Consider the following 17,051-nt stretch of genomic DNA (forward strand, 5'->3'; position numbering starts at 1 on the left):
CGGTGACCCCGCCACCAGCTCCTGAGCCAAGCCCCTTGCTGGGCAACCGATCTAAAAGGGGAAGAGAGTAGACGTGCTCGACGTCAACTTCTTCGATGAGCTCCGCATCGGTCTCGCGACCGCGGACGACATCCGCCAGTGGTCCTACGGCGAGGTCAAGAAGCCCGAGACCATCAACTACCGCACGCTCAAGCCGGAGAAGGACGGCTTGTTCTGCGAGAAGATCTTCGGTCCCACCCGGGACTGGGAGTGCTACTGCGGCAAGTACAAGCGCGTCCGGTTCAAGGGCATCATCTGCGAGCGCTGCGGCGTCGAGGTGACCCGCGCCAAGGTGCGCCGCGAGCGGATGGGCCACATCGAACTGGCCGCCCCGGTCACGCACATCTGGTACTTCAAGGGCGTCCCGAGCCGGTTGGGCTACCTGCTCGACCTGGCCCCCAAGGACCTTGAGAAGATCATCTACTTCGCGGCCTACGTCATCGTGGGCGTGAACGGCGAGCTGCGCCACAACGACCTGCCGACGCTCGAAAACGAGATGCAGGTCGAGCGCAAGCGCGTGGAGAACCGCCGCGACGCCGACGTGGAGGCCCGGGCGCAGAAGCTCGAAGCCGACCTGGCCGAGCTGGAGGCGGAGGGCGCCAAGTCCGACGTGCGCCGCAAGGTCAAGGAGGGCGGCGAGCGCGAGATGCGCCAGCTGCGCGACCGCGCGCAGCGCGAGCTGGACCGCCTCGACGAGATCTGGTCCACCTTCACCAAGTTGGAGAAGGGCCAGCTCATCGCGGACGAGCTGCTCTACCGCGAGCTCTACGACCGCTACGGCGACTACTTCACCGGCGCCATGGGCGCCGAGGCCATCCAGAAGCTGCTGGGTGACTACGACGTGGACGCCGAGGCCGAGTCGCTGCGCGAGACCATCCGCAGCGGCAAGGGCCAGAAGAAGCTGCGCGCCCTCAAGCGCCTCAAGGTCGTCGCCGCGTTCCAGGCGACCCGCAACAACCCGCAGGGCATGGTCCTGGACTGCGTCCCGGTCATCCCGCCGGACCTGCGCCCGATGGTGCAGCTCGACGGTGGCCGCTTCGCGACCTCGGACCTCAACGACCTGTACCGCCGGGTCATCAACCGGAACAACCGCCTCAAGCGGCTGATCGACCTCGGCGCGCCCGAGATCATCGTCAACAACGAGAAGCGGATGCTCCAGGAGGCCGTCGACGCGCTGTTCGACAACGGCCGCCGCGGCCGTCCGGTCACCGGCCCGGGCAACCGGCCGCTGAAGTCGCTGTCCGACCTGCTCAAGGGCAAGCAGGGCCGGTTCCGCCAGAACCTGCTCGGCAAGCGCGTCGACTACTCCGGCCGTTCGGTCATCGTGGTCGGCCCGCAGCTCAAGCTGCACCAGTGCGGCCTGCCCAAGCAGATGGCGCTGGAGCTGTTCAAGCCGTTCGTGATGAAGCGGCTGGTCGACCTCAACCACGCGCAGAACATCAAGTCCGCCAAGCGGATGGTCGAGCGCGCCCGCCCCGCCGTGTGGGACGTGCTGGAAGAGGTCATCACCGAGCACCCGGTGCTGCTCAACCGCGCGCCCACGCTGCACCGCCTGGGCATCCAGGCCTTCGAGCCGCAGCTGGTCGAGGGCAAGGCCATCCAGCTGCACCCGCTGGTCTGTGAGGCGTTCAACGCCGACTTCGACGGTGACCAGATGGCGGTCCACCTGCCGCTGTCCGCCGAGGCGCAGGCCGAGGCGCGCGTGCTGATGCTGTCGTCGAACAACATCCTCTCGCCCGCGTCGGGCAAGCCGCTGGCCATGCCGCGTCTGGACATGGTGACCGGCCTGTACCACCTGACCCGGCACAAGGAAGGCGACATCGGCGAGGGCCAGGCGTACTCGTCGCCGGCCGAGGCGCTGATGGCGTTCGACCGCAAGGTCCTGGGCCTGCAGGCGATGGTGAAGATCCGCATCGCGGACAAGAACCCGCCCAAGGGCCAGGAGCCGGAGGGCTGGGAGCCCGGTCAGCCGTGGCTGGCCGAGACCACCCTGGGCCGCGTGCTGTTCAACGAGGTCCTGCCGCAGGACTACCCGTTCCTGAACGAGGTCATGCCCAAGAAGCGGCAGGCCACGGTCATCAACGACCTCGCCGAGCGGTACCCGATGGTCACCGTCGCCCGGACGCTGGACAAGCTGAAGGACGCGGGCTTCTACTGGGCCACCCGGTCCGGTGTCACCGTCGCGATCTCCGACGTGCTCGTGCCGGAGGCCAAGCAGGGCATCCTGGACGAGTACGAGAAGCTCGCCGACGCGGTGGAGAAGCGCTACCAGCGCGGTCAGCTCTCCTACGCGGAGCGCAACAACGAGCTGGTCAAGGTGTGGACCAAGGCGACCGAAGAGGTGGCCGAGGTCATGGAGGCCAACTTCCCCGAGGACAACTCGATCCGCATGATCGTGAAGTCCGGCGCGGCGGGCAACATGACCCAGGTCCGCTCGCTGGCGGGCATGCGTGGTCTGGTGACCAACCCGAAGGGCGAGTACATCCCGCGGCCGATCAAGAACTCGTTCCGCGAGGGCCTGTCGGTGCTGGAGTACTTCATCGCCACGCACGGCGCCCGCAAGGGTCTGGCCGACACCGCTCTGCGTACCGCCGACTCGGGTTACCTGACCCGTCGTCTGGTGGACGTCTCGCAGGACGTCATCATCCGCGAGATCGACTGCGGCACCACCCGCGGCGTGAACATGACGGTCGGCGAGCGGCTGGGCGACAAGGTCGTCCTGCACGAGTTCGCGCAGACCTCGGTCTACGCCCGGACCATCGCCGAGGACATCACCGACGCGGACGGCAACATCGTCCTCAACCGCGGTGACGACCTGGGCGACCCGGCGCTGCAGACGCTGGTCCAGAACGGCGTGACCCGCGTCAAGGTCCGCTCCGTGCTGACCTGCGAGTCGGCGGTCGGCGTGTGCGCGTCCTGCTACGGCCGCTCGATGGCGACCGGCAAGCTGGTCGACGTCGGCGAGGCCGTCGGCATCGTCGCCGCCCAGTCGATCGGTGAGCCCGGCACGCAGCTGACCATGCGCACGTTCCACCAGGGTGGTGTCGCCGGTGACGACATCACCACCGGTCTGCCCCGTGTGCAGGAGCTCTTCGAGGCTCGTGTGCCCAAGGGCAAGGCGCCCATCGCGGACGTCGACGGCCGGGTGCGCATCGAGGACGGCGACCGGTTCTGGAAGATCACCCTCATCCCGGACGACGGGTCCGAGGAGATCGTCTTCGAGAAGCTCTCGAAGCGCCAGCGCCTGGCCAACACCGCCACCGGTCCGCTGCAGGACGGCGACCACGTGCACGTCGGCCAGCAGTTGCTGGAGGGCACGCCCGACCCGCACGAGGTGCTGCGCGTCATGGGTCCGCGCGAGGCCCAGCTGCACCTGGTGCAGGAGGTCCAGAAGGTCTACCGGGCCCAGGGCGTGGCGATCCACGACAAGCACATCGAGGTCATCGTCCGGCAGATGCTGCGCCGGGTGACGATCATCGACTCGGGCGCCACCGAGTTCCTGCCGGGCTCGCTGGTCGAGCGCGCGGAGTTCGAGTCGGGCAACCGCGCGGTCGTGGCCGAGGGCGGCGAGCCGGCGGCCGGCCGTCCGGTGCTGATGGGCATCACGAAGGCGTCGCTGGCCACGGACTCGTGGCTGTCGGCGGCCTCCTTCCAGGAGACCACGCGTGTCCTGACCGACGCCGCGATCAACGGCCGGTCGGACAAGCTGATCGGCCTGAAGGAGAACGTGATCATCGGCAAGCTGATCCCGGCCGGCACCGGCATCAACCGGTACCGGAACATCCAGGTCCAGCCGACCGAGGAGGCGCGGGCGGCGGCGTACGCCATCCCGAGCTACGACGACGGGTACTACACCCCGGACGTCTTCGGCACCGGCACGGGCGCGGCGGTCCCGCTCGACGACTACGACTTCGGTCGCGACTACCGCTGACAGCAGCGCTACGACAGAACGGCCCCTCGAAGCCTCCCGCTTCGAGGGGCCGTTCCGCGTCGGGTGGCGCGCCGGGCCGACGGCAGCCGCGACCGGGCGGGGCATAGTGGGCTGATGGGGACCGCGCGGATCGACCACGTCCTGTACGCCGCTCCCGAGCTGGAGGCGGCCGTGGCCGACCTCGCCGCCCGCCTGGGCGTGCGGGCGGCGGGCGGCGGGCAGCACCCCGGCGTGGGCACGCACAACCGCCTGCTCGGCCTGGGGCCGCACACCTACCTGGAGGTCATCGCGCCCGACCCGAGCCAGCCGGGGCCCGCCCTGCCACGCCCCTACGGCGTCGACGGGGTGACGTCCGGACGGGTGGTGGGGTGGGCGCTCACCGTGGACGACATCGACGCGGCGGTGGCCCGCGCGCGGGCGGCCGGGTTCGACCCCGGCGAGGTGCTCGACGGGCAGCGGCGGACGCCCGACGGCGAGCTGCTGCGGTGGCGGTTGACGGCCAACGCGCGCACGGCCGGGGTCGTGCCGTTCCTGATCGACTGGGGTGGCACACCGCACCCCGCCCGGTCCGCGCCCGCCGGACTCGCGCTCGCCTCCCTCCACATCGAACACCCCGAACCCGCGAACGTCCTTGCGGCGCTGAGGGCTTTGGGCGTCGAGGTCGAGGTGCGCGCAGCGTCCACAGAGGCCTTGGTGATGCGTGTGGACGGTCCGAACGGGATGGTGGAAGTCCGATGAAGGTCTGTTCGTCGGATTAGTGCATGCGCATGGGTGTCGTAAAGAACGCTGCGGCATTCGGGTGATGCGCGAGTGGACCCCTTGTCCAACCTACTTGGAAGTAGATAGCTTTCCGATCGACGTGATCATGCGTCACAGGCCGTGATCCGGCCGAACTTCGAGGTACCTCCGCCGCCATCGGACCCTCGACCGATCAGGAACCACGATGTTTCGTGTGCTGCTGGTCGCGCTGGCGACGGCCTTCGCCGTCTCCTCGTGCGCCGGCTCCGAACCACCACCGAACCCCCGGCCCCGGCCGCAGGCCGTCGACGTGCAGTCGTACGCCGTGCTGCCCGAGGCCACCACGTTCGCCAAGATCGAAGCCCTCCCGCGGGACGACGACACGTCGCCCACGGCGGGCCAGGTCCTGCGGGCGAAGAAGGACGTGCCCGTCTACGACGCCGTGGACGGGCGCGCCGTCGCCAAGCTCCCCGCCACCCAGCTCGGCTCGCCGACGTGGGTGCCCGAGGTGGACCGGCGGGACGGCTGGTCCAAGGTGCTGCTGCCGTCCCGGCCCAACCGGTCCGCCGGCTGGGTGTTCACCGGCTCCGACGACTTCGAACGCGCCGAGAACGACTACCTGGTCACCGTGGACCTGGCCGCGTTCCGGATGGACGTCACCGAGAAGGGCCGCTCGATCGGCACGTGGACCGTCGGCACGGGCAGTGCCCGGCACCCCACGCCCACCGGCCGGACCTACGTGATGGCCTCCATCAAGGAGACCGTGGCGACGTTCAGCCCGTACGTCCTGCCGCTGGGCTCGCACTCCGACAGCCACGAGACCTTCGGCGGCGGCCCCGGCACGGTGGCCCTGCACGGCTGGCCGGACGACACCCCGTTCGGCACGGCGAGCAGCGACGGCTGCATCCGCGTCCCCGACGACGCGCTCGACCTCCTCCTCACCCTCCCGCTGGGGACCGTGGTGATCGTCAAGTGAAAGGCACATCCCCCATGAAGAGAACCGCGGCCCTGGTCACCGCCGCCCTCCTCGTCGCCACCGCCGGCACCGCGCACGCCCAGGTCGCCAAGCGGCAGGCGGCGGGCGGCGCCCCGAGCTCCGCGTTCGCCCTGTCCGCGTCCGGCCTGCTCACCGTCGAGCCCCTGGCCGCGCTGGACGGGTCCAAGGGCTACCGGCAGACCTCGGTCGCCTCGGTCGCGCTGCCCGACGCGAAGGCCCCGGTCATCACCGCCGGCGTGCTGAACACCGAGGTGGACACGGCGTCCGCCAAGGCGAGCGTCGCCGACCTCAAGGCGCAGCTCGGCCTGCTGAAGCTCTCCGACCTGACGTCCCTGACCGCCGAGGTCATCAGCGCGACCTGCGTGGACGGCACCGGCGCCGTCACCCTGGCCGCCGCGAAGGCCGGCCCGACCGCGCTGGACCTGCACCCGGGCCCGAACACCCGCGTCCAGGTGCCGGGCGTGGTGTCGGTGGTCCTGAACAAGCAGACCCGCGCCGCCGACGGCTCCCTGACGGTCGTCGCGGTCTCCGTCGAACTGGCGGGCCTGCAGAAGATCGACATCGCGTCGGCCACCTGCGCGCAGGCGCAGAAGCCGGTGCCGACGAGCACCCCGTCCGCGACGCCGACGAAGCCGTCCACGACCACCCCGGCCCCGTCCGCCCCGGGCAAGGCGCCGCGTCCGACTCCCGTCGAAGGGCACCTGCCGGTGACGGGTTGAGCTGTGTTGGATTGCGCCGCCTCCGGCGTCGCGGGCGAGGCCGCCTGGAAGTCGGCCCATCTCGCCGGGTTTACCGCCGATCGAAGGACGTGATCGGCGGTAAACCCGGCGCGACAGGCCGACGCGGCCTCGCGGATCAGCGGAGCGGGGTAGGGCGACGCGGCCTCGCGGGTCAGCGGAGCGGGGTTGGGCGAGGCGGCCGCGCGGGGGTCAGCGGCGGCGGGACTTGGCCAGGGCTCGGGCGCGGGCGACCAGGTCGTCCACCAGGTCCGCGTCGGCGGACGGGGGAGTGCCGTCGGAGCAGCACGGCGGCTTGGTGCGGCGCTCGTTGAGGCGCGGGCGGACGCCGGCCAGTTCGTAGAGGGCGTCGTAGAGGTTGCGGCCCGGGTCGTCGTCGTGCGCGCCGACCAGCAGGACCCACGCCGTGTCCGGTTCGGGGAAGGCGACGACCACGCGGTCGGTGCCGCGCAGGTGCTTCACGCACAGGCGGGGGAGGGGTTCGGGGCCCGTCACGCGGTACCCGAGGGCGGCGCAGCCGCGGTGGGACAACTCGTCCAGGAAGCGGTCGTAGGCCTGGCGGGCGGGTCCGCGCAGGGCGGCGGCCTGGAGGCTCGCGACCGGCGTCTCAACTACCTTGATCAAGATTGCGGACTACGCGTCCTTCACCCCGGTGCATCTGCGCCAGGCTCGTGGCCAGGTCGTCGCGGTCGAGCAGGGCCTGGTCGCTCAACCGGCGGTGCACCTCGTCGAGCAGGCCGCGGGTGCGGCCCGCCTGGCGCAGCTCGGAGACGACGTGCAGCACCTCGTGCAGGCGGACGGCGTCGAGCAGCATCCGGGGTTCCCGGCTGTGGATCGCCAGCACGCCCTCGCGGGCCCACGCCTTGACGGTCTTCTCGGTCAGGTCGAGCAGCTCACCGGCGACCACCGGCCGGACCGGGGGAGCCGTGCGCAGCACCCGGGCCACCACGCCGTCGAGCTTCCGCCGCCGCTCGTCGTCCTCGGCCAGCGTCGAGGCGACCTCCTCGATCTCCTCGACCTGGTCGAACAGGTCCCGGATCTGCGCAGCCTCCGTTGCGACCGACATGGCGACCTCCCTCAGTCACTACTGAGTATCGCCCAATTTCTCGGTAGTCGCAACGGAGGCGGCTGCTCCTGGGATCAGGAGGAGAAGAACAGGCCCGCGAGGCCGTGGTGCTTGCGATGGCCGTAGCCGTGGCCGTAGTGCGGCGCGGGAGCACCCCAGCCCGGCTGGACCGGCTGCACGTAGTGGACCTGCGCCGGGGCCGGCGCGGCGGGCGGCGGGGGCGGCGGGGCCTGCATCTGGGCCTCCAGGCGCGTGATGGCCTCCAGCTCGCCGTAGTCGAGGAAGACTCCGCGGCAGCCGTCGCACTGCTCGATGTGTACGCCCATGCGGTCGAAAGTCCGCATGTTCGCATGGCACTTGGGGCACTGCATCGTGTGAGCCTCCTGCTCTCGGTGCGTTGTGCGCGATATTAGCCGCGCGGCATGGGTTCGTGCCTGGACGCGATGCGCTCGCACGCCTCCAGCAACGCGACCTGCGCGGGCTGCAACGCCGTCCCGTCACGCTCCGCCGCCGCGAGGGCACGCGCCGCCATCTGCACGACCAGCGCCCGCGCCGGTCCCTCCAACGCCGCCCACGGGTCGTCCCGGTCGATCCCCGTGCCGCCGGCGTCGAGGTAGGCGTCCAGCAGCCGCGACCACGCGCGCGGTTCGAGCACCCCGGCCGCGAACAGCGCCGCCGGCCGGGCGAGGTCCCACGCCGGGTCGCCGACGCCGAGGTCGTCCACGTCGATCAACCGCCACCCGCCGCGCGCCACGAGCTGCCCGAGGTGCCAGTCGCCGTGGACGAGCGCCGTGCCGGGCCGCATCGGCTCGACGGTCGCGAACGCCCGCCGGACGACGTCCGCGCCCCCGACCGACGGCACCCGGGCCACCGCCCGCTCCAACCGCTCCCACGCCCCGGCGACCGGGAGCCCGCCGAAGTCGTCGGCGGTGAAGCCGTGCAGGGCGGCGAGCATCCGGCCGGCGTCCTCCATCGGCAGCGTGTCGGGCGGGCCGGGCTCCACCGGCACCCCCAACGGCCACCCGGTGACCAGCCGGTCGCGCACCGGGACCGGACCCAGGAGGGGCGGCAGGAAGAGTTCACCCAATCGTGGGTCACCGGCCAACTTGCACCGGGCGGCGAGCAGCGAGGCGTCCGTGCCGCTCTCGTGCGCCTTCAACACCACGTCCCCGACCTGCACCACCACGACGTCCCCGCGCACGGCGAGCACCACGGGCTCGGCGGTGGGGCCGACCAGGGCGGCCATGGCGGTGACCAGAGCGGTGTGCACCGCGCCCCTCTACACTGGAAACGCCCCGCCGGACAAGTCCCCGGTCGCGCTGACCGCCCGGCGAGGGTGTGCGCGCGGTCACCGGTAGGGCCCGAAACCGCAGGTCGTCAAGGCTCGGCGGGCACGTCAAGCCCTCGACCCCACCCGTTTTGACCAGTGGGAAGCGGGCGGGGTATCTTTGGTACTCGTGCCCGACCCATGTCGGGCCGCTCCGCGTGCCTACGCGCCAGTCGTGCTGGAAAGCCGGCCGCGGTGACCTCCACACGTAGGGGCGTCCTGGGATGTCGCCTGCGGACCTTGGGTCAACGGTGTTCCACCCCCGGGCTTCGGCCACAGGGGCGCGACACGCCCGACCTCGGGTGCAGAGAGGGACCAAGTAAACAGCGCTCGCCGCCCGCGCGACGAGCACGCGAACGGAAGAAGCAGCCGGCGTATGCCAACGATCCAGCAGCTGGTCCGCAAGGGCCGGCAGGACAAGGTCGCCAAGCAGAAGACCGCGGCGCTCAAGGGCAGCCCGCAGCGGCGCGGTGTGTGCACCCGCGTCTACACGACCACGCCCAAGAAGCCGAACTCGGCGCTGCGCAAGGTGGCCCGTGTGAAGCTGACCTCCGGCATCGAGGTCACGGCGTACATCCCGGGTGAGGGCCACAACCTCCAGGAGCACTCGATGGTGCTCGTGCGCGGCGGTCGTGTGAAGGACCTCCCGGGTGTCCGCTACAAGATCATCCGCGGCTCCCTGGACACGCAGGGCGTGAAGAACCGCAAGCAGGCTCGCAGCCGCTACGGCGCGAAGAAGGAGAAGAGCTGATGCCCCGCAAGGGACCGGCCCCGAAGCGGCCGTTGATCTCCGACCCGGTCTACAGCTCTCCGCTGGTGACCCAGCTCATCAACAAGGTGCTGGTCGACGGCAAGCGCTCCGTGGCCGAGCGGATCGTGTACGGCGCCCTCGAAGGCGCCCGCGAGAAGACCGGCACCGACCCGGTCGTCACGCTCAAGCGCGCGCTGGACAACGTCAAGCCCGCCCTGGAGGTCAAGAGCCGCCGCGTCGGTGGCGCCACCTACCAGGTGCCGGTCGAGGTCAAGCCCGGTCGGGCGACCACCCTGGCGCTGCGCTGGCTGATCAGCTTCTCCCGGCAGCGCCGTGAGAAGACCATGATCGAGCGCCTGATGAACGAGCTGCTCGACGCGAGCAACGGCCTGGGCGCGAGCGTCAAGCGCCGCGAGGACACCCACAAGATGGCCGAGTCGAACAAGGCCTTCGCCCACTACCGCTGGTGACTCACCGCCCGGCCGGCACCCGAGACCCGGCCGGGCGCACCCAGCCCTAGTGAGCCTGCGAGCTCAAGACAGGGGAAGACACCCGTGGCACAGGACGTGCTCACCGACCTGGCCAAGGTCCGCAACATCGGGATCATGGCCCACATCGACGCGGGCAAGACCACGACGACCGAGCGGATCCTCTTCTACACCGGGATCAGCTACAAGATCGGCGAGGTCCACGACGGCGCGGCCGTGATGGACTGGATGGAGCAGGAGCAGGAGCGCGGCATCACGATCACGTCCGCCGCGACGACGTGCTTCTGGAAGAACCACCAGATCAACCTGATCGACACGCCCGGCCACGTCGACTTCACCGTCGAGGTGGAGCGCAACCTCCGCGTCCTCGACGGCGCCGTCGCCGTCTTCGACGGCAAGGAGGGCGTCGAGCCCCAGTCCGAGCAGGTCTGGCGCCAGGCGACCAAGTACGACGTCCCGCGCATCTGCTTCGTCAACAAGATGGACAAGCTCGGCGCGGACTTCTACTTCACCGTCCGCACCATCTCCGAGCGCCTGGGCGCGAAGCCGCTCCCGATCCAGATCCCGATCGGCGCGGAGAGCGACTTCATCGGTGTCGTCGACCTGGTGGAGATGCGCGCGCTGACCTGGCGCGGCGAGGTCCAGAAGGGCGAGGACTACACCGTCGAGGAGATCCCCGCGGACCTCCTGGACAAGGCGCAGGAGTACCGCGAGGCGCTGGTCGAGGCCGTGGCCGAGACCGACGACGCCCTCATGGAGCTGTACCTGGGCGGTGAGGAGCTGTCCGTCGAGCAGATCAAGGCGGGCATCCGCAAGATCGTCGCCGAGGGCACGGCCTACCCGGTGCTGTGCGGTTCCGCGTTCAAGAACAAGGGCGTGCAGCCCATGCTCGACGCGGTGATCGACTTCCTGCCGTCGCCGCTGGACCTCCCGCCGGTCGAGGGCACGCTGCAGGACGGCGAGACCCCCGAGTTCCGCAAGGCCGAGAGCACCGAGCCGTTCTCCGCGCTGGCGTTCAAGATCGCCGTGCACCCGTTCTTCGGCAAGCTGACCTACATCCGGGTCTACTCGGGTCGGGTCGCCTCCGGCACCCAGGTCATCAACTCGACCAAGGACCGCAAGGAGCGCATCGGGAAGATCTTCCAGATGCACGCCAACAAGGAGAACCCGGTCGACGAGGCCATCGCGGGCCACATCTACGCCGTGATCGGTCTGAAGGACACGACCACCGGTGAGACGCTCTGCGACCCGCAGCACCCCATCGTGCTGGAGTCGATGACCTTCCCCGAGCCGGTCATCCAGGTGGCGATCGAGCCCAAGACGAAGGCCGACCAGGAGAAGCTGGGCACCGCGATCCAGAAGCTGGCCGAGGAGGACCCGACCTTCCGGGTCAACCTGGACCAGGAGACCGGCCAGACCATCATCGCCGGCATGGGCGAGCTCCACCTGGACATCCTGGTGGACCGCATGCGCCGCGAGTTCAAGGTCGAGGCCAACATCGGCAAGCCGCAGGTGGCGTACCGGGAGACCATCCGCCGCAAGGTGGAGAAGTACTCCTACACCCACAAGAAGCAGACCGGTGGCTCCGGCCAGTTCGCGAAGGTCCTCATCGACCTGGAGCCGCTGGAGAAGCAGGAAGACGGCGCGCTCTACGAGTTCGTCAACGCGGTCACCGGTGGTCGCATCCCGCGGGAGTACATCCCGTCGGTCGACGCCGGCGCCCAGGACGCCATGCAGTACGGCGTGCTGGCGGGCTACCCGCTGGTCGGCGTGAAGGTGACGCTGCTCGACGGCGCCTACCACGAGGTCGACTCGTCGGAGATGGCGTTCAAGATCGCCGGTTCCATGGCGCTCAAGGAAGCCGCCCGTCAGGCGAGCCCGGCGCTGCTGGAGCCGCTGATGGCCGTCGAGGTCACCACGCCCGAGGACTACATGGGCGACGTGATCGGCGACTTGAACTCCCGCCGTGGCCAGATCCAGGCCATGGAGGAGCGCAGCGGCACCCGTGTCGTGAAGGCACTGGTCCCGCTGTCGGAGATGTTCGGGTATGTCGGCGACCTGCGGTCCAAGACCCAGGGTCGCGCGAACTACTCGATGACCTTTGACTCCTACGCCGAGGTTCCCGCGAACGTCGCGAAGGAGATCATCGCGAAGGCGACGGGCGAGTAACCCCAACCGGAGCACCGCAGCACCACGCGGGCTCTCCGGGGTCTCTCGTCCCTGGGGTCCGCAAAACCCTTGACGTGACGCCGGGCGGGTGGAACCACACCCGCTCGGCACAGCAACAGAAGTCCAGGAGGACAATCCAGTGGCGAAGGCGAAGTTCGAGCGGACGAAGCCGCACGTCAACATCGGCACCATCGGTCACATCGACCACGGCAAGACGACGCTGACCGCGGCGATCTCCAAGGTCCTGCACGACAAGTACCCGGACCTCAACCCCTTCACGCCGTTCGACCAGATCGACAAGGCGCCGGAGGAGAAGCAGCGCGGCATCACCATCTCGATCGCGCACATCGAGTACCAGACCGACAAGCGCCACTACGCGCACGTCGACTGCCCCGGCCACGCCGACTACATCAAGAACATGATCACCGGTGCGGCGCAGATGGACGGCGCCATCCTGGTGGTCGCGGCGACCGACGGCCCGATGCCGCAGACCAAGGAGCACGTCCTCCTGGCCCGCCAGGTCGGTGTGCCCTACATCGTGGTGGCCCTGAACAAGGCCGACATGGTGGACGACGAGGAGATCCTGGAGCTCGTCGAGCTTGAGGTCCGCGAGCTGCTCTCCGAGTACGAGTTCCCGGGTGACGACCTGCCGGTGGTCCGTGTCTCCGCGCTCAAGGCGCTGGAGGGCGACGCCGAGTGGGGCGAGAAGCTCCTCGGCCTGATGGACGCCGTGGACGAGAACATCCCGGAGCCCGAGCGCGAGGTCGACCGGCCGTTCCTGATGCCGGTCGAGGACGTGTTCACCATCACCGGTCGTGGCACCGTGGTGACCGGCCGCATCGAGCGCGGCATCATCAAGGTCAACGAGGAAGTCGAGATCGTCGGCATCAAGGAGCAGTCGCGCAAGACGACTGTCACCTCGATCGAGATGTTCAAGAAGTTCCTCGACGAGGGCCAGGCCGGCGACAACGCCGCCCTGCTGCTCCGCGGCATCAAGCGCGAGGAGGTGGAGCGCGGCATGGTCATCGTGAAGCCGGGCACCACCACCCCGCACACCGAGTTCGAGGCGCAGGTCTACATCCTGTCCAAGGACGAGGGCGGCCGCCACACGCCGTTCTTCAACAACTACCGTCCGCAGTTCTACTTCCGGACGACCGACGTGACCGGCGTCGTGACCCTCCCCGAGGGCACCGAGATGGTCATGCCGGGCGACACCACGTCGATGTCGGTCAAGCTGATCCAGCCGATCGCCATGGACGAGGGCCTGCGGTTCGCCATCCGCGAGGGTGGCCGCACCGTCGGCGCGGGCTCGGTCACCAAGATCATCAAGTGACCTGGCTCTAAAAACCGACCCCCGATTTGGCCTGCGCACCCCGGTGTGCGACCATTGACGGGTTGCTCGTCACGGGGCGGCCGAGTTCGACTCGAACCGGCCGCCCCCGTGCGAGCGGGGTTAGCTCGCTAGACAATCCCACAGGTTTCATCAGTGGGACCGGTCTATCGCCAAGGGCGCGACACGCCCGACCGCGTGGACCGGGCACCGTGACACCGCTCGGTGTCAGTCCTTAATAGGGGGCGGAGCGCGCCGGAAGGTCCCAGTGGCCTCGTGGTGCCCGCACCGCAGCGGTACGAGAAGCAGAGGAACGGCAAGCCATCATGGCGGGACAGAAGATCCGCATCCGGCTCAAGGCCTACGACCACGAGGCGATCGACGCGTCCGCGCGCAAGATCGTCGAGACCGTGACGCGCACCGGCGCTCGGGTCGTCGGGCCTGTGCCGCTGCCCACTGAGAAGAACGTTTACTGCGTCATCCGCTCGCCGCACAAGTACAAGGACTCGCGCGAGCACTTCGAGATGCGCACGCACAAGCGTCTGATCGACATCCTCGACCCGACGCCGAAGACGGTGGACGCGCTCATGCGCATCGACCTGCCGGCGAGCGTCGACGTCAACATCCAGTAAGCGTGGACGCGGCAGCGTTGATCCCTTTTGGGGCGGAGAGTAACGAGACCAATGTCTGACAGGCAGGTTAAGGGCCTCCTGGGCACCAAGCTCGGCATGACCCAGGTCTTCGACGAGAACAACCGGGTCGTCCCGGTGACCGTCGTCAAGGCCGAGCCGAACGTGGTCACCCAGGTTCGGACCCAGGAGAACGACGGCTACTCGGCCGTGCAGCTGGCCTTCGGCGCGATCGACCCGCGCAAGGTCAACAAGCCCGTCGCGGGCCACTTCGCCAAGGCGGGCGTCACGCCCCGCCGGCACCTGGCGGAGCTGCGCACCACGGACGCGTCCGAGTACACGGTCGGCCAGGAGATCACCGCAGAGGTCTTCGAGACCGGCGCGGTGGTCGACGTGGTCGGCACCAGCAAGGGCAAGGGCACCGCGGGTGTCATGAAGCGGCACGGCTTCGGCGGCCTGGGCGCGAGCCACGGCACGCAGCGCAAGCACCGCTCGCCCGGCTCCATCGGTGGCTGCGCCACGCCCGGCCGCGTGTTCAAGGGCCTGCGCATGGCGGGTCGCATGGGCCACGTGCGCGTGACCATCCAGAACCTCAAGGTGCACAAGGTCGACGCGGAAGCCGGCCTCCTGCTCATCAAGGGCGCCGTTCCCGGCCCCAAGGGCGGCACCGTGTTCGTCAAGACCGCTGCGAAGGGTGGTGCCTGATCATGACTTCCGTTGAGATCCGCACCCCGGACGGCAAGACCGACGGCTCCGTCGAGCTGCCCTCGGCCGTCTTCGACGCGCAGGCCAACGTCGCGCTGCTGCACCAGGTCGTCGTCGCCCAGCAGGCCGCGGCCCGCCAGGGCACGCACAAGGCCAAGACGCGCGGCGAGGTGTCCGGTGGCGGCAAGAAGCCGTACCGCCAGAAGGGCACCGGTCGCGCCCGCCAGGGCTCGACCCGCGCGCCGCAGTTCGCCGGCGGTGGCACCGTCCACGGCCCCGTGCCGCGCGACTACAGCCAGCGCACCCCCAAGAAGATGAAGGCCGCCGCCCTGCGCGGCGCCCTCTCCGACCGGGCGCGCGCCGGCCAGGTCCACGTGGTGAGCGGTTTCGTCTCCGGCGACCAGCCGTCGACGAAGACCGCCCGCAAGGTCCTGGAGTCGGTGACCGAGGCCCGTCGCGTGCTGGCCGTGCTGCTGCGCACCGAAGAGGTGTCGTGGGTGAGCCTGCGGAACCTGCCGCACGTGCACATCATCGCCCCGGACCAGCTGAACACCTACGACGTGCTCGTCAACGACGACGTGGTGTTCACGAAGGACGCTCTGGACGTGTTCCTGGCGAGCAAGGCCCAGCAGGGCAAGGGCTCGGCCGAGGCGGTCGCCGGTTCGTCCGAAGTGGAGGACGAGAAGTGATCCCCGACCACAGGGACATCCTGCTCGCGCCGGTCATCTCCGAGAAGTCCTACGGGCTCCTGGAGGAGAACAAGTACACCTTCGTGGTGGCTCCCGGCGCGAACAAGACCCAGATCAAGATTGCCGTGGAGAAGGTCTTCGGCGTCAAGGTCGTCAGCGTCAACACGATCAACCGGCAGGGCAAGCGCAAGCGCACCCGCACGGGCTTCGGCAAGCGCAAGGACACCAAGCGCGCGATCGTGACGCTGTCCGCCGAGAGCAAGCCGATCGAGATCTTCGGCGGCCCGGCCGCCTGATGACGACGAGGACTGCGTAGAGATGGGCATTCGCAAGTACAAGCCGACGACCCCCGGTCGTCGCGGTGCGAGCGTCTCCGACTTCGCCGAGATCACTCGGTCGACCCCGGAGAAGTCGCTGATCCGCCCGCTGCACGGCCGTGGTGGCCGCAACGCGTCGGGCAAGATCACGACGCGGCACAAGGGTGGTGGCCACAAGCGGGCCTACCGCCTGATCGACTTCCGCCGCACCGACAAGGACGGCGTGCCGGCCAAGGTCGCGCACATCGAGTACGACCCCAACCGCACCGCGCGCATCGCGCTGCTGCACTACGCCGACGGCGAGAAGCGCTACATCATCGCGCCGGCGAAGCTGCAGCAGGGTGACCGGATCGAGAACGGCCCCAAGGCCGACATCAAGCCGGGCAACAACCTGCCGCTGCGCAACATCCCGGTCGGCACGGTCGTGCACGCGATCGAGCTCCGCCCCGGCGGTGGCGCGAAGATCGCCCGGTCCGCCGGCGCCAGCGTCCAGCTGGTCGCCAAGGACGGCCCGTACGCCCAGCTGCGGATGCCCTCGGGCGAGATCCGCAACGTGGACGTGCGCTGCCGCGCCACGGTCGGCGAGGTCGGCAACGCCGAGCACCAGAACATCAACTGGGGCAAGGCCGGCCGCATGCGCTGGAAGGGCAAGAAGCCCACGGTGCGTGGTGTCGCCATGAACCCGGTCGACCACCCGCACGGTGGTGGTGAGGGCAAGACCTCCGGTGGTCGCCACCCGGTGAACCCGGCCGGCAAGCCCGAAGGCCGTACCCGCCGCCGCAAGGCAAGCGACAAGCTCATCGTCCGGCGTCGTCGCACCGGTAAGAAGCGCTGAGCAGGGAGGGAGTGAAGGATGCCACGCAGCCTTAAGAAGGGCCCCTTCGTCGACGACCACCTGCTCAAGAAGGTGGACGTCCTCAACGAGTCGGGCAAGAAGACCGTCATCAAGACCTGGTCCCGCCGGTCGACGATCATCCCCGACATGCTGGGCCACACGATCGCGGTGCACGACGGCCGCAAGCACGTGCCGGTGTTCGTGACGGAGGCGATGGTCGGGCACAAGCTCGGCGAGTTCGCGCCGACCCGCACGTTCAAGGGTCACATCAAGGACGACCGGAAGTCGCGCCGCCGCTAGGCG

General features: G+C 69.5%; 18 protein-coding genes. 14 read left to right on the plus strand and 4 right to left on the minus strand.

Features of this window, described 5'->3' with window-relative positions:
• The first annotated feature begins 73 nt into the window (after nucleotides 1-73).
• From AB0A74_RS08540 to AB0A74_RS08555, 4 genes are all read left to right on the plus strand, one after another.
• Nucleotides 74-3,970 carry a DNA-directed RNA polymerase subunit beta' gene (locus AB0A74_RS08540; RefSeq protein WP_358248223.1) on the plus strand — a complete coding sequence of 1,299 codons (3,897 nt, stop codon included), beginning with the start codon at nucleotides 74-76 and terminating at the stop codon, nucleotides 3,968-3,970.
• Between the two features lie 114 nt (nucleotides 3,971-4,084).
• Nucleotides 4,085-4,708: a VOC family protein gene (locus tag AB0A74_RS08545; protein WP_358248224.1), complete on the plus strand. Its 624-nt coding sequence runs from the start codon at nucleotides 4,085-4,087 to the stop codon at nucleotides 4,706-4,708.
• Between the two features lie 205 nt (nucleotides 4,709-4,913).
• Complete coding sequence (locus AB0A74_RS08550) at nucleotides 4,914-5,684, plus strand: L,D-transpeptidase (protein ID WP_358248225.1); 771 nt, start codon at nucleotides 4,914-4,916, stop codon at nucleotides 5,682-5,684.
• Between the two features lie 14 nt (nucleotides 5,685-5,698).
• Nucleotides 5,699-6,424, plus strand: a complete 726-nt coding sequence (locus tag AB0A74_RS08555; protein WP_358248226.1) for a choice-of-anchor P family protein — start codon at nucleotides 5,699-5,701, stop codon at nucleotides 6,422-6,424.
• Between the two features lie 210 nt (nucleotides 6,425-6,634).
• Here AB0A74_RS08555 and AB0A74_RS08560 read toward each other — a convergent pair whose 3' ends face one another.
• The 4 genes from AB0A74_RS08560 to AB0A74_RS08575 all read right to left on the minus strand — a co-directional run bounded on the left by AB0A74_RS08560 (nucleotide 6,635) and on the right by AB0A74_RS08575 (nucleotide 8,778).
• Entirely contained in the window at nucleotides 6,635-7,066 is a 432-nt protein-coding gene (locus AB0A74_RS08560) for a hypothetical protein (RefSeq protein ID WP_309117934.1), read from the minus strand.
• A complete protein-coding gene (locus AB0A74_RS08565; RefSeq protein WP_358248227.1) occupies nucleotides 7,050-7,508 on the minus strand; it encodes a hypothetical protein in 459 nt (152 codons plus the stop codon). Before AB0A74_RS08565 ends, AB0A74_RS08560 begins: the two co-directional genes overlap by 17 nt.
• 74 nt (nucleotides 7,509-7,582) lie before the next feature.
• Entirely contained in the window at nucleotides 7,583-7,879 is a 297-nt protein-coding gene (locus tag AB0A74_RS08570; protein ID WP_343935343.1) for a zf-TFIIB domain-containing protein, read from the minus strand.
• 38 nt (nucleotides 7,880-7,917) lie between these two features.
• Nucleotides 7,918-8,778, minus strand: a complete 861-nt coding sequence (locus AB0A74_RS08575; protein WP_358248228.1) for a phosphotransferase — start codon at nucleotides 8,776-8,778, stop codon at nucleotides 7,918-7,920.
• 433 nt (nucleotides 8,779-9,211) lie between these two features.
• On the opposite strand from AB0A74_RS08575, the gene rpsL reads away from it, so the two are divergent.
• The 10 genes from rpsL (at nucleotide 9,212) to rpsS (ending at nucleotide 17,048) form a co-directional block, all read left to right on the plus strand.
• A complete protein-coding gene (rpsL, locus tag AB0A74_RS08580) occupies nucleotides 9,212-9,586 on the plus strand; it encodes a 30S ribosomal protein S12 (protein ID WP_030473471.1) in 375 nt (124 codons plus the stop codon).
• The gene (rpsG, locus tag AB0A74_RS08585) at nucleotides 9,586-10,056 is read left to right on the plus strand and encodes a 30S ribosomal protein S7 (RefSeq protein ID WP_219437845.1); all 471 of its coding nucleotides are present in this window, start codon (nucleotides 9,586-9,588) and stop codon (nucleotides 10,054-10,056) included. Before rpsL ends, rpsG begins: the two co-directional genes overlap by 1 nt.
• A gap of 84 nt (nucleotides 10,057-10,140) precedes the next feature.
• A complete protein-coding gene (gene fusA / locus AB0A74_RS08590) occupies nucleotides 10,141-12,243 on the plus strand; it encodes an elongation factor G (protein ID WP_358248229.1) in 2,103 nt (700 codons plus the stop codon).
• A 139-nt stretch (nucleotides 12,244-12,382) separates the two neighbouring features.
• Nucleotides 12,383-13,576 carry an elongation factor Tu gene (gene tuf / locus AB0A74_RS08595; RefSeq protein WP_121224896.1) on the plus strand — a complete coding sequence of 398 codons (1,194 nt, stop codon included), beginning with the start codon at nucleotides 12,383-12,385 and terminating at the stop codon, nucleotides 13,574-13,576.
• A 323-nt stretch (nucleotides 13,577-13,899) separates the two neighbouring features.
• Nucleotides 13,900-14,205 (plus strand): 30S ribosomal protein S10, encoded by a 306-nt coding sequence (gene rpsJ / locus AB0A74_RS08600; protein ID WP_003938093.1) that lies wholly within the window; start codon nucleotides 13,900-13,902, stop codon nucleotides 14,203-14,205.
• 51 nt (nucleotides 14,206-14,256) lie between these two features.
• Nucleotides 14,257-14,907: a 50S ribosomal protein L3 gene (rplC, locus tag AB0A74_RS08605; protein ID WP_343935346.1), complete on the plus strand. Its 651-nt coding sequence runs from the start codon at nucleotides 14,257-14,259 to the stop codon at nucleotides 14,905-14,907.
• A 2-nt stretch (nucleotides 14,908-14,909) separates the two neighbouring features.
• A complete protein-coding gene (rplD, locus tag AB0A74_RS08610) occupies nucleotides 14,910-15,596 on the plus strand; it encodes a 50S ribosomal protein L4 (RefSeq protein ID WP_358248230.1) in 687 nt (228 codons plus the stop codon).
• Entirely contained in the window at nucleotides 15,593-15,892 is a 300-nt protein-coding gene (gene rplW / locus AB0A74_RS08615) for a 50S ribosomal protein L23 (protein ID WP_121009862.1), read from the plus strand. Before rplD ends, rplW begins: the two co-directional genes overlap by 4 nt.
• A gap of 22 nt (nucleotides 15,893-15,914) precedes the next feature.
• Nucleotides 15,915-16,748 (plus strand): 50S ribosomal protein L2, encoded by an 834-nt coding sequence (gene rplB / locus AB0A74_RS08620; protein WP_343935348.1) that lies wholly within the window; start codon nucleotides 15,915-15,917, stop codon nucleotides 16,746-16,748.
• An 18-nt stretch (nucleotides 16,749-16,766) separates the two neighbouring features.
• The gene (gene rpsS, locus AB0A74_RS08625; protein WP_015105260.1) at nucleotides 16,767-17,048 is read left to right on the plus strand and encodes a 30S ribosomal protein S19; all 282 of its coding nucleotides are present in this window, start codon (nucleotides 16,767-16,769) and stop codon (nucleotides 17,046-17,048) included.
• Nucleotides 17,049-17,051: the final 3 nt, after the last annotated feature.

The organism is Saccharothrix sp. NPDC042600 (assembly GCF_040647305.1).
Taxonomy (GTDB): Bacteria; Actinomycetota; Actinomycetes; order Mycobacteriales; family Pseudonocardiaceae; genus Actinosynnema; species Actinosynnema mutabilis.

Excerpts from the sequence above, each read along its gene's own strand:
- AB0A74_RS08545 (WP_358248224.1), top strand. The coding sequence starts at position 4,085 with ATGGGGACCGCGCGGATCGACCACGTCCTGTACGCCGCTCCCGAGCTG.
- AB0A74_RS08550 (WP_358248225.1), top strand. The coding sequence starts at position 4,914 with ATGTTTCGTGTGCTGCTGGTCGCGCTGGCGACGGCCTTCGCCGTCTCC.
- AB0A74_RS08555 (WP_358248226.1), top strand. The coding sequence starts at position 5,699 with ATGAAGAGAACCGCGGCCCTGGTCACCGCCGCCCTCCTCGTCGCCACC.
- AB0A74_RS08565 (WP_358248227.1), bottom strand. The coding sequence starts at position 7,508 with ATGTCGGTCGCAACGGAGGCTGCGCAGATCCGGGACCTGTTCGACCAG.
- AB0A74_RS08570 (WP_343935343.1), bottom strand. The coding sequence starts at position 7,879 with ATGCAGTGCCCCAAGTGCCATGCGAACATGCGGACTTTCGACCGCATG.
- rpsL (WP_030473471.1), top strand. The coding sequence starts at position 9,212 with ATGCCAACGATCCAGCAGCTGGTCCGCAAGGGCCGGCAGGACAAGGTC.
- rpsG (WP_219437845.1), top strand. The coding sequence starts at position 9,586 with ATGCCCCGCAAGGGACCGGCCCCGAAGCGGCCGTTGATCTCCGACCCG.
- rpsJ (WP_003938093.1), top strand. The coding sequence starts at position 13,900 with ATGGCGGGACAGAAGATCCGCATCCGGCTCAAGGCCTACGACCACGAG.
- rplC (WP_343935346.1), top strand. The coding sequence starts at position 14,257 with ATGTCTGACAGGCAGGTTAAGGGCCTCCTGGGCACCAAGCTCGGCATG.
- rplD (WP_358248230.1), top strand. The coding sequence starts at position 14,910 with ATGACTTCCGTTGAGATCCGCACCCCGGACGGCAAGACCGACGGCTCC.
- rplB (WP_343935348.1), top strand. The coding sequence starts at position 15,915 with ATGGGCATTCGCAAGTACAAGCCGACGACCCCCGGTCGTCGCGGTGCG.
- rpsS (WP_015105260.1), top strand. The coding sequence starts at position 16,767 with ATGCCACGCAGCCTTAAGAAGGGCCCCTTCGTCGACGACCACCTGCTC.